13 protein-coding genes are annotated in these 13,723 nt (G+C 68.7%); 2 read left to right on the plus strand and 11 right to left on the minus strand.

Going from position 1 to position 13,723, the window contains the following annotated elements:
- Positions 1-246: 246 nt before the first annotated feature.
- From J2W14_RS09780 to J2W14_RS09805, 6 genes are all read right to left on the minus strand, one after another.
- Entirely contained in the window at positions 247-1,185 is a 939-nt protein-coding gene (locus J2W14_RS09780; protein WP_307461736.1) for an alpha/beta fold hydrolase, read from the minus strand.
- A 60-nt stretch (positions 1,186-1,245) separates the two neighbouring features.
- The gene (locus tag J2W14_RS09785; RefSeq protein WP_307461739.1) at positions 1,246-2,388 is read right to left on the minus strand and encodes an alpha/beta hydrolase; all 1,143 of its coding nucleotides are present in this window, start codon (positions 2,386-2,388) and stop codon (positions 1,246-1,248) included.
- Positions 2,389-2,442: 54 nt separating this feature from the next.
- On the minus strand, positions 2,443-2,784 hold the full coding sequence (locus tag J2W14_RS09790) for a PEP-utilizing enzyme (RefSeq protein WP_307462363.1): 342 nt from the start codon (positions 2,782-2,784) through the stop codon (positions 2,443-2,445).
- Positions 2,781-5,147, minus strand: a complete 2,367-nt coding sequence (locus J2W14_RS09795; RefSeq protein WP_307461742.1) for a PEP/pyruvate-binding domain-containing protein — start codon at positions 5,145-5,147, stop codon at positions 2,781-2,783. Before J2W14_RS09795 ends, J2W14_RS09790 begins: the two co-directional genes overlap by 4 nt.
- 9 nt (positions 5,148-5,156) lie before the next feature.
- On the minus strand, positions 5,157-5,474 hold the full coding sequence (locus J2W14_RS09800; RefSeq protein ID WP_307461746.1) for a hypothetical protein: 318 nt from the start codon (positions 5,472-5,474) through the stop codon (positions 5,157-5,159).
- A 99-nt stretch (positions 5,475-5,573) separates the two neighbouring features.
- On the minus strand, positions 5,574-6,629 hold the full coding sequence (locus J2W14_RS09805; RefSeq protein ID WP_307461748.1) for a zinc-dependent alcohol dehydrogenase family protein: 1,056 nt from the start codon (positions 6,627-6,629) through the stop codon (positions 5,574-5,576).
- Between the two features lie 168 nt (positions 6,630-6,797).
- Here J2W14_RS09805 and J2W14_RS09810 point away from each other — a divergent pair, with 168 nt between their 5' ends.
- Positions 6,798-7,658: a 3-hydroxyacyl-CoA dehydrogenase family protein gene (locus J2W14_RS09810; RefSeq protein ID WP_307461751.1), complete on the plus strand. Its 861-nt coding sequence runs from the start codon at positions 6,798-6,800 to the stop codon at positions 7,656-7,658.
- A gap of 138 nt (positions 7,659-7,796) precedes the next feature.
- Here J2W14_RS09810 and J2W14_RS09815 read toward each other — a convergent pair whose 3' ends face one another.
- Genes J2W14_RS09815 through J2W14_RS09825 form a run of 3 tightly spaced genes read right to left on the minus strand, consistent with a single transcriptional unit; the run spans position 7,797 to position 10,483 of the window.
- On the minus strand, positions 7,797-8,993 hold the full coding sequence (locus tag J2W14_RS09815) for an acetyl-CoA acetyltransferase (RefSeq protein ID WP_307461754.1): 1,197 nt from the start codon (positions 8,991-8,993) through the stop codon (positions 7,797-7,799).
- Positions 8,990-9,703, minus strand: a complete 714-nt coding sequence (locus J2W14_RS09820; protein WP_307461757.1) for a CoA transferase subunit B — start codon at positions 9,701-9,703, stop codon at positions 8,990-8,992. Before J2W14_RS09820 ends, J2W14_RS09815 begins: the two co-directional genes overlap by 4 nt.
- 33 nt (positions 9,704-9,736) lie before the next feature.
- On the minus strand, positions 9,737-10,483 hold the full coding sequence (locus J2W14_RS09825) for a CoA transferase subunit A (protein WP_307461760.1): 747 nt from the start codon (positions 10,481-10,483) through the stop codon (positions 9,737-9,739).
- Between the two features lie 200 nt (positions 10,484-10,683).
- On the opposite strand from J2W14_RS09825, the gene J2W14_RS09830 reads away from it, so the two are divergent.
- Positions 10,684-11,478, plus strand: a complete 795-nt coding sequence (locus J2W14_RS09830) for an IclR family transcriptional regulator (protein ID WP_307461763.1) — start codon at positions 10,684-10,686, stop codon at positions 11,476-11,478.
- Between the two features lie 114 nt (positions 11,479-11,592).
- Here the strand turns inward: J2W14_RS09830 and nadE are convergent, their stop codons facing one another.
- Both nadE and J2W14_RS09840 read right to left on the minus strand, forming a co-directional pair.
- The gene (gene nadE, locus J2W14_RS09835; protein WP_307461766.1) at positions 11,593-12,414 is read right to left on the minus strand and encodes an ammonia-dependent NAD(+) synthetase; all 822 of its coding nucleotides are present in this window, start codon (positions 12,412-12,414) and stop codon (positions 11,593-11,595) included.
- 66 nt (positions 12,415-12,480) lie between these two features.
- A complete protein-coding gene (locus tag J2W14_RS09840) occupies positions 12,481-13,503 on the minus strand; it encodes a LacI family DNA-binding transcriptional regulator (RefSeq protein WP_307461769.1) in 1,023 nt (340 codons plus the stop codon).
- Positions 13,504-13,723: the final 220 nt, after the last annotated feature.

Genomic DNA, 13,723 nt, shown 5'->3' on the forward strand with positions numbered 1-13,723 from the left:
GAACCGGCCCCGCCGCCTCCGCGGTCGTCGTCTTTGCCGCAACGTTTGCAGCGCTTATATAAGGCGCCGTCGTCGGCGTGTTCAATATGCCACTCGTGCTGAATGTTCAGCTTGCACAGCCACGTCTTGAGCATGGTCTTCTCCGATCGAATCGAGCCGGCGGAGGTCGGTAATCCAATGATCTCCTTCGTGCCGCCGCCGCAAAAGACCTAAAAGCTGGGTTCCGTCTTTCCCTCCGGGAACGGCCTAGGCGGATTCGTAGAGCGCGATCAGGTCCCGGCTCATCTGGTGCGGCGAGGTCTCACTGGGACTGTGCCCGCCGCGGTACACCGCGATGCGCGCGCCGATGGACTGCGCTAAGCGGCGGTGCAGCGTCAGCGGCCAGAGGTCGTGTTCCCCGACGGCCACGAACTTCGGCAGCGACGCTGCCGCCAGTACCGGCCGCAGATCCGGCGTGTGCTGCATCAGTCCGACGATGTCGCGCACGGAACTCCGGCGGGTGAAACGGAACCGGTGATTCACGAACCGAATCCGGTTGGGCGGGACACGCACGACGTTGACGCGGATGCCCCAGATCATCAGCGCGGCCCCGACCCTCGGGCTGACCCAGCCGCTGAACCATCCGATGCGCTGGACGCCGCGGAAGCTCTGGCCGGGTTCGGGCGGGCAGCTGAGCAGGGTGAGGCTGCGGAATTTTTCCGGCCGCCGGGAATAGGCCACCTGGGCGACGATCGCGGCGAAGGAATACCCGACGACGTGCGCGGCCCCGTCGTCGGCGTCGAGCATGGCGAGCAGGTCGTTCGTGAACAGCTCGTAGTCGTAGTGCATGCGGGGCGGCGAGAGGTTTTCCGGTCCCGCCGCGGCGGATTCGTACTGGCCGGCGATGTCGCAGCTCAGGACGAAGTACCCGGCCGCGGCGAGCTCGGGCAGCATCAGGACAAAGTCTTCCTTGGACCCCGTGGCGCCGGGGATCAGGAGCACCCGCGGGTTGCCCGGGGTGCCCATGGAGAGCGTGGCGAGCGGGCCGCTGGGGGCCTCGAAGGTGCCCCGCACCGCGCCCTCGGGCAGGATGGTCCAGTCCACGTCGCCCAGGGCGGCGTCCCGGCGGGCGGCTTCGTCAACTAGCGCCGATCCGAATCCCTCAGGATCCCGGTCGCCCTGTGCGTTGCTGTCGGCAGACACCATGGACTAAACATAGCCCCGGGCGGCGGCGGACGGGACCCGGTCGGGCCGGAGCAGCAGTCCTCAGGCCACTTTCCGCACGAAGGCGTGCAGCCGGCGGTACACTTCCTGCGATTCCGGGTAGCGGAAGTCCTGCTGCCAGGTGTGCTCGGTGTTGGAGTTGTCCCAGTCGTAGATAAGGCTGTCCACGGGGACGGAATGTTCGCGCAGCCGGGCAATGAAGTTCATGTTGGCGGCGTAGAAGAAGTCCCGTTCCGAGGTGGTCACGAAGACCGGCGGAAAGCGCGAATCCAGCCATTCGATCGGGGAGAGGAAGCCTGCTCCCTTGCGGAGCGCCTCGATGCCGCTGGGACCGGAGCCGGAAAACCTGCTGCCAAAGCCGCCGCGCAGCCCCCCGCCGATGCCGCGGTTCCGGCCGCCGGAACGGAGGCCGGGAAGCAGCATGCGGATGAAGTTCAGGCTGAGCACGAAGCCCTTTTCGAAGAAAACGGAGAAGTCCACGACGCTGCAGTGCTGGACGAGCCCCTTGAAATCGGACGCCGGGACGGCGGGCGTGAGGCCGTGGTGCCGCGCCAGTTCCGGACGGAAACTGGCGGCGGTGAGGAGGGCCGCGATCTGGCCGCCGGCGGAGTCACCGCCCAGCACGATCCGCGATCCGTCCCCGCCATAGCCGGCAATGTTTTCCCGGACCCAGGCCAGCGCGGCGTTGGCGTCCGCCAGGACGTGGGCCATCTGGAAACGCGGAGCCTTCCGGTAGTTCACGTTGACCACCACCATGCCGCCTTCGGCCTGGCTGGCGCAGTACTTGGTCAGCGAGACCTTGTCCCCGGACGTCCAACCGCCGCCGTGGAAGTACACGTACACCGGCAACGCCCCCGGCGAGCCGGCTGGGGTGGTGCCGTCTGCTGTGGTGCCGGCGGGCACGTGGGGGGTGATGACGTCGAGGCGGTGCGCCCGGATGCCGTCGCCCACGAAGTCGATGTCGTGGAAGTAGTCGACGCCGGTGATCGGGTCGACGTTGAAGCGGGAGTTCTCGCTGGCCTTCACCGAGTGCATCAGCACCCGCCAGGTCCACACCGGAACCCGCCGTAGGACGTTCCTCGCCTTGCGGGCCAGGGCGAAGGAGTTGCCGGATGGTTGCGGCCGGTGCTGGGACAGCTGAAAGGGCGACTCGTGGTGCGTTGGCTGGTGGGCCGGTGTGGTCATCATCCAATTCTATCTGGCACACCTGTGCTACAGCTGTGAGGCAGCCTGCCCTGGTTACGGCTCCTCGCGAATGGTGCCCGCCGCGCCGTCGACGGTGACCGTCTGGCCGGTCCGCAACCGGGTGGTGGCGTCCGGGACGCCGACGACGGCCGGGATGCCGTACTCGCGGGCCACCACGGCCCCGTGGGAGATGACCCCGCCCATTTCCATGACGAGCGCGCCGGCCGTCAGGAACAGCGGCGTCCAGCCGGGGTCCGTCGAGGGGGCGACCAGGATGTCGCCAGGTTCCAGATGGGCGCCCACCGGGTCCATGATCACCCTGACCCGTCCGGTGGCGGTGCCGGCCGAGGCCGGTGTTCCGGTCACGGCCCCGGACGGCGGAGACTTCGCCATCATCGCGGCCTCGACGTCTGTGCCGTCGGAGAGCAGCAGCCGCGGGATGCGCCGGCGCCGCAGTTCAATGTCGTACAGCCGGCGGCGGTCCGCGACGATGCCGTGCAGCTCCGCGCCGCGCAGGCCCACGCGGATCTCGTCGAAGTCGAGGAAGAACACGTCCTGGGCGTCGGGGATCGTGCCGGCCGAGGCCAGGTCCGCGCCGATCCGCAGCAACTGCCGGTGCATCTCGCCGAGCACAAGCACGATGTAGAACTTGGGCAGTTCCCGCAGCCCCGCCAGTTGCCGCACGCGGCGCAGACAGAGCTCCACCGCCGTGCGCGCCAGGGGCTCCGGACCCGCGCCCGCTCCACCAGGCTGCGGATCCGGTCCTCCGCGTGCTCGGCGGCCCGGGCGAACTGCCGGTCGGGGGCCTGCTCCGGATCCTCGACGCGGAGGTAGTTGGAGATCATGCCGAGGATATGGTCGGGCTGCTCGGACCAGCGGGGCATGCCGAGGTCTATCTCCGCCACGGCGCGGTGGCCGTAGCGGGCGAGGAAGCCGCGCACCCCGGCCTGGGCCTGTGGCGGCAGTGTGCCGGCGAGATATTCGGCGGACAGCTCCTCGGGGCGTTTCGCCAGGAATTCCCCGCGCGACACCGGGTCGTCGCCGATGGAAACGGCGAGCTTCCAGAGCTCCAGGTCCATTTCGGTCGTGATGTTGTGGGGCAGGCCGCGCAGGACAGCCTCCAGCTCCCGGGGTGGGGCGATGCCGCGCAGCAGCCGCCGGGCCACGGCCAGCAAGATGTAGCCAGCGGACGGGCCCGGCAGGGTGGCGCGGATCAGCCCGTCAATCGTCCGGCCCAGGATCTGCTCGGTGAATTCGAGCCGCTGGGCGGAGCTGGCGGGTTCGGCCAGCCGGAGCTCGGCCTCGAGCCCCCTGCCGTAGTTTTTGGCCCGCCGAAGCTCAGCGGCGGGCCGCAACGCGGACCGGATCATGGCAGGAATGAGCCCCACAAAGAGGCCGAGGCTGGCCGATTTCTCGGTGCCGCCGGTGCGCCGCGGTGGTGTGGGGACGCGGCGCGCGGGCCCGCGCTTGCGCAGGCGTGCCCGGAACGGGTGCTCGATGAGGCTGAACCTGGGGTCCTCAAGCAGGGCCGGCATCACGGCACCGGATCTGCCGTCCGCCAGGGGGAGGACCCGCAGCAGGTAGGCGCGGCCGGACTTGTTGCGGGCCACCGCCGTCAGGTCAACGTACATCCGCAAGCCCGGATTGACGTACCGCCAGGGCCCCTTACTGTTGCGCATCACCTCGAGGACGGCCAGCCCCATCGGCGTGATCGGCCGGGTCAGCCCCTGGAACAGGGTGCCGCACAGGTACACCCGGGTGGGCGCCGCGGGGCCGGCGGCGACGTCTTCGGGCGCGGGCTCCGGCAGCGGGTACAGCGTGGTGATCGGACGTGACTGGGTGAGCCAGATCCTGCCGGCGGTGTCGACCGCCCATTCGATATCCTGGGGCGCCCCGAGGAGGTGCTGGACGCGGTCTCCCAGCGCCGTGAGTTCCTGCAGCCGGGAATCGCCCAGGACCGGGCCGTGACCGGGGTCCGTCCCTCCCGGCGTTCGAAGCCTGACCGCGCCGGAGGCCGTGTCCAGCACGAACTGGTCCGGGTTGACCGCTCCCGAGACCACGGCCTGCCCCGAACCCGGGCTCGCGTTGATGACCGTCTCCGTCCGGGTCCCGGTGACGGGGTTGGCGGTGAACAGCACTCCGGCCGTGGCGGCGTGGACCATGGCCTGGACGACGACGGCGAGTCCCACGTCGCGGTTGCTGATCCCGTTGGCGGACCGGTACGCCACCGCCCGGTCGCTCCAGAGGGACGCCCAGCAGCGCCGGACCGCCTCGACGACGTCGTCGGCGCCGACGACGTCGAGGTAGGAGTCCTGCTGCCCGGCGAAACTCGCGAAGGGCAGGTCCTCGGCCGTGGCGGAGGACCGGACGGCTACCGGCAGGGTTCCGCCCAGGTCCGCGTAGGCGGTGCGGACGGCGGCATCCACCGCGGGCGGAATCGGCGCTTCCTCGATCAGTGCCCTGGCCCGCCCGGCAACCGTGACGGGCGCTGCCTCGGATGCTGCTATTCCCGCCGCCGTTCGCGGCGCGTCGAGTTCGGCTGCCAGGGCGGCGAGACCGGGTGGTTCCGCCAGTTCGTAGGCGGCGGTCGTCAGGCAGAATCCGCGGGGCACCGGCAGGCCGGCCGCCAGGAGTTTGCCGAGGTTCCGGGCCTTGCCGCCCACCAGCTTGAGGGGCGCCGTGCCGGTCCCGCCGAGGTCCAGCACTAGGGGGCCTGCGGGGGAACTGCTGGCCGACGGGTCAGGACGTGCAGTATCCATTGCGGGCCCCTACTCAAGGTCCGTTGGACTGCCGGTGTCCTCCCACATCACGTCCAGGTTCCGGAACACCGGCGGCCCATCGCAAAGGGCCGCCATCCGGGCGGCGAAGTCGGAGGTCTCGGGCCGCGCCGAGTTCTCCATCGCCGAGTCGTAGGAATCGAATTCGACCAGGGTGAGATAGGTTCCGGGACGGTCGCGGTCCGCGGTGGCCAGGATCCGGCGGAACGTGGGCGGGGTGCTTCCCTCGGTTCTCGACGGCCGGCCCAGCGCCTCAATTTCCTCGATGCGGGAGGTCTGGAATTCGATGATCTGCACAAACCTGGCCATGACGGCTCCTCGACAGCGGCGGATGCTGATGCGCTCACGGTAGACCCGGTCCCCTCGGAAGAACAAGAGCCAGAACAAGAGCCGGCAAGAGGCGATCCCTTAGGGGGTCAGCAGGACCTTGATGGCCCGTCGTTCGTCCATCGCGCGGTAGGCCTCCGCGGCCTCCTCCAACGGCATAACGACGTCGAAGACGCGGCCCGGGTTGATCGTGCCGTCGAGGACGTCCGCGAGCAGTTCCGGGATGTAGGTGCGTGCCGGGGCCATGCCGCCGCCGATAGAGATGTTCGTGTCGAAGAGGTAGCGCAGCGGGACCTCGCTGCCGCCGGTGGGGACCCCGACAAAGCCCAGAGCGCCGCCCGGGCGGGTGCTGTGCAGCGCCTGGTCCATGGATTCCTTGGTCCCGACGCACTCAAGGACGGAGTCGGCCAGCACTCCACCGAGGAGTTCACGGACCTTGGCGACGCCGTCGTCCCCTCGCTCCGCCACGATGTCGGTGGCCCCAAACTCGCGGGCGATCGCCTGGCGGTCGGCGTGGCGCGACATCGCGATGATCCGTTCCGCCCCGAGCCGCTTGGCGGCCAGCACCCCGCAGAGTCCGACGGCGCCGTCGCCCACCACCACCACGGTGCGGCCCGGACCGGCTTTCGCGGCGAGGGCCGCGTGGTGGCCGGTGGCCATCACGTCGGACAGCGTGAGCAGGCTCTTCCGGAGGGCATCATCCGGTTCCGTGATGCCGGGCACCTTGACCAGGGTGGCGTCGGCCAGCGGGACGCGGACCGCCTGCCCCTGGCCGCCGTCGACGCTCAAGCCCGTGTCGTCCCTGCCTCCCCAGCCGGCCAGATGGTCACAGGCCACAGTGACCCCGTTCAGGCACTGGGGGCAGGCCCCGCAGCTGATCACGAACGGTGCGATCACGAGGTCGCCGACGGCCAGGCCGGTGATCCCGGAGCCGATGCTCTCCACGGTGCCGATGAACTCGTGGCCGATCGCGGTGGGCCGGCGGGTGGGCCGCACGCCGCGGTAGGGCCACAGGTCCGAGCCGCACACGCAGGACGCGGTGACCTTCACGACGGCGTCGGTGGGCAACTGAACCGTGGGATAGTCGCGGTCTTCAACCCGGATGTCGCCGGGGGCGTGGATGATCGTGGCGCGCATGGAAGCTCCTCGCATGGGGGCGGGCGGGTTTGGATCGAGTTTAGTCCTCCCTGCCCGCCGGCCCTTGTGTTGGCCGCTGTCCCTGCCCTTGTATTGACGCCAAGGGCACCAGCACGAACCGCATCCACCTGGCCGCTGCATCGGTGCACGCCGCTGAAAGGAATTGGCATGACCTACACGCTCCCCGCCAACATCGCGGACCGGCCCATTACCGTCGTCGGCGGCGGAACCCGGGGCCGGCGCATCGCCTTGATGCTGTCGCTCCAGGGCGCGGAAGTGCGCGTCTTCGACATCAGCCTCGCCGTGGCCAGAGCCGCACTCGAGTATGTCGCCACGCAGCGCCACCGCACCGTCGAAGAGCTCGGCGGCAGCCCGGCGGTCCGGCTCGCGGCGCGGGACAACCTCGCGGACGCCCTGCGGGATTCGTGGCTCGTGGTCGAGGCGGTGCCCGAAAAGCTGGGCCTCAAGCAGGCCATCTTCGCTGACCTTGACCAGCTGGCAGCCACGGACGCCGTGCTGGCCAGCAGCTCTTCCGCGTTCGCTTCCTCCGAATTTATCGGCGGCGTGAACAACCCGGAGCGGGTCCTGAACATGCACTTCTACATGCCGCCGGAAGTGCGTTCGGTGGAGCTGATGTCCAGCGGCCACACCGACCCGCGGATCATCGAACTGCTCATGGCCGAGCTGCCCAAGTACGCGCTGGTCCCGCATCGGGTGCGCAAGCAGAGTGCCGGTTTCATCTTCAATCGGATCTGGGCGGCGATCAAGCGCGAATCGCTGCTGGTCGTGGCCGAGGGGGTGGCGGAGCCGCGGGACGTGGACGCCTTGTTCGCCGACCTCTTCAAATCCGAGATCACCCCTTTCCGCTTCATGGACGAGGTGGGCCTGGACGTGGTCCTGGACCTCGAGAACCACTACTGCGAGCTGGCCGGGGTCGAGAACAAATCGGCCCCCATGCTGCAGGAGTACATCGCCAACGGCTGGCTGGGGGTCAAGAGCGGCCGCGGCTTCTACAACGACTACGCCTGACCCGGCCCCGCAGCGTCCCGGCCCCGCCCGACCCGGCACCGCACGAGCAACCCATCACAAGCAACGCCGGGGTCAGACACGGCCCATCAAGGCGTCCGGCACCGGCCGGATCTGACTGTGAGGATTGCGCTGGTTTCCTCAGACGGCTTCAAGCACGCTGACGTAGTTGGCGATGCCGACCCCGCCCATGTTCTGCACGGCGCCGCGGCGCGGATTCGCCAGCTGCATGGCGCCGGCGGTGCCGGTGAGCTGCATCGCGGCGATGACGTGCTGCGAGACGCCGGTCGCACCCACGGGATGGCCCTTGGCCTTGAGTCCGCCGGAGACGTTGACGGGCAGCTTGCCGTCCTTGAAGACCCAGCCTTCCTCGATGGCGCGGGAACCCTGGCCCGGTTCGGTCAGTCCCATGGCCTCGTACATGAGCAGTTCGGCGATGGTGAAGCAGTCGTGCACCTCGGCGAAGTCCAGCTCATCGAGCCCGACGCCGGCCATCCCCAGCGCGCGCTGCCAGGAGGCCCGCGTCGCGGTGAAGGCGGTGGGGTCGCGGCGCTCGGTGGGGAAAAAATCGTTGGCATGACCGAACCCGGCAAGCCGGACCGGGGCCGTGGCACCGCCGGTGGGGGAAACGCTGAGCACGACGGCGGCAGCGCCGTCGGACACGGGCGAGCAGTCGGTGCGGCGCAGCGGGTCGGCGACCATCGGGTTCTTGTCCGAGACGGTGCGGCAGAACTCCTCGCCAAGGTCCTTGCGGAGCTGGGCGTAGGGGTTGTCCACGCCGTTGCGGTGGTTCTTCGCGGCGATGGTGCCCAGGACGTCCGACAGGTTCCCTGCGCCAGCGCCATAGCGCTTCTCGTAATGCTTGGCGACCTCGGCGAAGAGACCGGTGAAGCCGGTGCTGGAGGCCTTGCCGGCCATGTCGTAGTCGGCGCCGAGCAGGGCAGCCCCGACGACGTCGGCCCCGGCGTGGGTCATCTTTTCGGCGCCGATCACGAGGACGGTCTTCGCGGTTCCGGCCAGCAGCGATTTGGTGCCCTGCTGGAAGGCGGCCGACCCGGAGGCGCAGGCGTTCTCGACCCGGGTGGACGGGACGTTGGCCAGCTGCTCCGAGACCTGCAGCGCGAGTGAGGACGGGAACGCCAGCGGCATCATGCCGGAGTTGAACTGGCCGAGGTAGATCTCGTCGATCTGGCCGGGTTCGATCCCGGCATTGCCGATCGCTTCCGTGGCGACCTGGACGATCAGGGATTCGAGGGTTTCATCGGTGAGTTTTCCGAAGCGGCTGTGGCCCCAGCCGGTCAGCAGGACGTCTTTGCCGAACTGTTCGCGCAGGCTCATGCGGTTGCTCCTTCAAGGGTGCTGGCTTCTATGGTCGGGGTGGTGTCCAGGGACGGGGCAACCTCGAACGGGGCCTCGGTCTTCCCGCGGAGTTCCTCCACGGTGACGCCCGGGGCGAGGCGGGTCAGCGTGAGCTGCCGGCCGCCGCCTGCAACGTGTTCATTCTTCACAAGGTCGAACACCGCGAGGTCGCTGATGATGCGGTCCACGCAGCTCAGCCCGGTGAGGGGCAGGGTGCATTCCTTGACGATCTTGGCGGTGCCGTCCTTGGCGTTGTGCTCGGTGAGGACCACGACGCGCGGGGTGCCGGCGACGAGGTCCATGGCCCCGCCCATGCCCTTGACCATCTTGCCGGGGATGGTCCAGTTGGCGAGGTCGCCGTCCCCGGAGACCTGCATGGCGCCCAGGATGGCGACCTTGACGTGCCCGCCGCGGATCATGCCGAAGGAGGCGGCGGAGTCGAAGATGCTGCCGCCAGGCAGGACCGTGACGGTTTGCTTGCCGGCGTTGATGAGGTCCGCGTCCTCCTCGCCCTCGTAGGGGAACGGGCCCATGCCGAGAAGGCCGTTTTCGCTCTGCAGCACGACGCGGACGCCTTCGCGCAGGTTGTTGGCGACCAGCGTGGGGATGCCGATGCCGAGGTTGACGTAGTCGCCGTCGTTGAGCTCTTCGGCCGCGATGGCAGCCATTTCATTCCGGGTCCAAGCCATGATGTTTCTCCTGAAGGAAGTAGGGGCGGGCGCTTAGGCCGGGACGGATGCGGCGGCCGCGGCGGCTGCTGCGGCCGCTTCGGCGCGGGGGCGGACCGTGCGCTGTTCGATGTCCTTGACCCGGTCGCTGGCCTGGACCAGGCGCTGGATGAAAACGCCGGGAGTGATGATGTGGTGGGGGTCCAGGACGCCGGGTTCGACGATGACCTCGGCCTCCGCGACGGTCACGGCGCCGGCAGCCGCGACGACGGGGTTGAAGTTCTGCGCGGTGTAGCGGTAGATCAGGTTGCCGTCGGTGTCGGCGGTGTGGGCGTGCACCAGGGAAACGTCGGCCTTGATGGCGCGTTCCAGGACGAACGTCTCGCCGTCGAACTCCGCAAGCGGTTTGCCTTCAGCGACGAGGGTGCCGACGCCGGTCTTGGTGTAGAACGCCGGGATGCCGGCGCCGCCGGCGCGGAGGCGCTCGGCCAGGGTGCCCTGCGGGGTGAACTCCACCTCCAGCTTGCCGGCGAGGTACTGCTCCGCGAAGAGCTTGTTCTCGCCCACATAGGAGGCGATGACCTTGCGGACCTGGCCGGCTTCAATCAGCACGCCGAGGCCCTTGCCGTCCACGCCCATGTTGTTGGACACCACGGTGAGGTCCTTGACGCCTGAGTCGCGCACCGCCTCGATCAGATCAGCCGGGATGCCGCTGAGGCCAAAGCCTCCGACAGCGAGCGTCATGCCGTCCCGCAGTACGTCCTGCAGCGCGGCGGCCGCTCCGGATTTCAGCTTTGACATTGCATCTCCTCATTGAGCTCTTGACGCAATCCACTTTGTGGACTGTTCCTCTGGTGTTGGAGCCTACGGTGCCGAAATGGGGGCTGTCAATGGATAATTTTGGCCTCAAAGGTGCCGTTATTACAGTGTGGACGGTAGGCTGTTCACCATCCACAATGTGGATAGTCTGGATGGATCCAACGCAAAGTCCGAGGAAAAAGATGTCTTCATTACCGGTCCAGGGCGCACAAGTCGTCAGCCGCGTGGCGTCCCTGCTGCGCATCGTCGGGCGGAAACCGGAGGGCTCCCCGCTTGTGGAACTCGTCAGGGAATCCGGGCTCACCCGTCCCACCGTGCACCGCCTGCTCAGTTCGCTGGCCGCCGAGGGGCTGCTGGACCAGGACCCGGCCAGCGGCAACTGGGTGCTGGGACCGGAAATCCTGCTGATGGGTTCGGTGGCCTCGGCGCGGTTCCCGCTGGAGGACATCGCCCGGCCCAGCCTCCGCCGGCTCGCCGAAGAGACCGGCGAAAGCGCATTCTTCTCCATCCGGCGCGGCGCCGAAACGGTGTGCCTGCTCCGGGAGGAGGGCAGCTTCCCGGTGCGGTCCTTCGTGCTGCACGAGGGCGTCCGTTTCCCGCTCGGGGTCGCTTCCGCCGGGACCGCCATCATGACGTTCCTGCCCGAGGCGGAGCAGGAGGAACTGCTGGCAGACTGGCCCGCGCACGCGGGCAGTTTCGCGGCAGCCCACACCGAGGCGTTGGTCCGGGCCAACCTGGCCGCGACGCGGCAGGCCGGCTACTCGGTGAATCCTGGGCTCGTGCTGGAAGGCAGCTGGGGGATGGGGGCAGCGGTGTTCGACCAGCGCGGGCGTCCGGCCTGGGCGCTGTCACTGACCGGCATCGAACCGCGCTTCAAGGGGGAACGCCAGGCGATGCTGGGCCGCCTGCTGATGGACGAGGCCCACCGTATCTCCACGCTGCTGCAGGGCACCACCCAGGCGCAGGGCACCACCTAGCTTCCGCCGTCCGGGGGCACATTGGCACGGATACGCCGGCCCCGGGCGCCGAAACCGTCCGGTCAGGGCTCAAAGTGCCCCCGGACGGCCGGACCGCTGACTATCCGGGGCCGGCTACTTCCACCAGGTGTCAAAGATGGTGACCGGGACGGTGCGCTTGTGCCGGGTGCGGAGGTATTTCTCTTCGATCAGCTGGGCCTCGGCATCGGGGATGTCTCGGCCCTCAAGGTAGTCATCGATCGTGTCGTAGCTGATGCCCAGTTCGTCCTCGTCGGTGCGTCCGGGCTGGCCGTCGAGGAGGTCGGCCGTGGGCACTTTCTCCCAGATCCGGGCCGGGGCGCCCAGCTCGGCGAGCAGGGCACGGTTCTGGCGCTTGTCCAGTCCGAACAGCGGCAGGATGTCCGCGCCGCCGTCGCCGTACTTGGTGAAGAAGCCGATGACCGATTCCGCGCCGTGGTCCGTGCCGATGACCAGGTAATTGTGCTCGCCGGCGAGGGCGTACTGCGCGATCATGCGGGTGCGGGCCTTGGTGTTGCCCTTGTGGAAGTCGGAGATGCCGTTGCCCACGGTCTTTTCGAATTCGTCCTCAAAGCCGTCCACGGCCGCGGAGATGTTGAACGTCCACTCGGTCTTCGCCTGGATGAAGTCCAGTGCGGCCTGGGCGTCGTGCTCGTCGTGCTGCACGCCATACGGGAGGCGGACGGCGACAAAGTCGGCGTCCACACCTTCGGCGGTGAGCTCGTCGACGGCGAGCTGGGCCAGACGGCCGGCGAGGGAGGAGTCCAGCCCGCCGGAGATCCCGAGGACGAATCCCTTGGTGTGGGTCGCTTTCAGGTAGTCCTTGAGGAAGGTGACGCGTTTACGCACCTCCCCGGCGGGGTCGATCCGGGGCAGCACGCCCATTTCTTCGATGATCTTCGCCTGGAGTTCACGCATGACTCAAAGCCTAGCCAGCAGTGTCAACCATGCTCAACTGTGTCCGTCCGGCTGGCGCGCCCGCCGTCACACCAGCGGAGCCGGCCCGGTGGAGCCGCGGACCGTGAGGTGCGTGGGCATTACGGACCGGTTGCGGGCACCGCCGCCGGCCAGGGGATTCAGCCGGGCGAGCAGCATGGACACGGCCACCCGGCCCGCCTGCTCGATCGGCGAGGCCATGGTGGTCAGCGGGGGGTTGCAGAAGTCGGCGCCGAAGATGTCGTCGCAGCCCACGATGCTCATGTCCTCCGGTACGCGGATGCCGCGTTCGCGGAGCCGCTGGAGCATGCCGATGGCGATGAGGTCGTTGAACGCAATGCAGGCTGTCACCCCGCTATGCACGGCGGCGTCCGCGGCTGCCGCGCCGGACTGTTTCTTGGGCGCGAACGGTCCCAGCCGGCGCACTTCCACGCCGCGCTCCTCGGCCGCCCCGGACAGGGTGGTCCAGCGCCGGGTGCTCGACTGGGACGTCAGCGGCCCGGCCATGTAGGCGATCCGGGTGTGGCCGAGCGAGATGAGGTGGTCGAGCGCCTGGCTAGTGGCGGACGGGGTGTCGATGAGGACGGCGGGGACGCCGGGAACGTCACGGTTGATGGTGACCAGGGGCATCTTGGCCGCCGCGGCCAGCAGGGCGTCGTCGCTGAGCCGGGACGCGGCAACGATGATGCCGTCGGCACTCTTTCGCAGCTGCTCCACGGTGCTGGCTTCCACTTCGTCCGATTCCTCCGTGTCCACCAGCAGCTGGGTGTAACCGGCCGCCTTCAGCTGGAGCTGGGTGCCCCGGATGAGGTCGAAGTAGAACGGGTTGGTGATGTCCGGGACAAGCACTCCCACTGCGCCTGTGCGGCCGGAGCTCAGCGCCTTGGCCTGGCTGTTGGGGATGTAGTGCAGCTGCGCCGCGGCCGCCTGGATCCGCTGGCGCGTCCTGATGTTGACACGGTCCGGTGTGGAGAGCGCCCGGGAAACGGTGGAGGCCGCCACGCCGCAGAGCGCGGCGATGTCATGGATGGTGGCAGGGCGGTCCGCTGCTGCTGGTTGCGTCGTAGCCACGGCGCTCCTCTCTGAACGTGGTGGCCGGGCCGTGCCGGCCGGGTCGATGGGACAGGCCTGTGACTGGAGACACAGATCCGCTCTGCAAAGAATGCCACAGATTGTCAAACTATGGCAACCGGTTGTCATGGTTCGCTGCGCTGGCTAAACTGAGCCGGACACCGTTTGTGAACTGCGTCACCGCGCTGGAGCCGAAGTGAGGGCTGCCCGTGCGGTGGCC

This window comes from Pseudarthrobacter oxydans, from assembly GCF_030812335.1.
GTDB lineage: Bacteria > Actinomycetota > Actinomycetes > Actinomycetales > Micrococcaceae > Arthrobacter > Arthrobacter oxydans_B.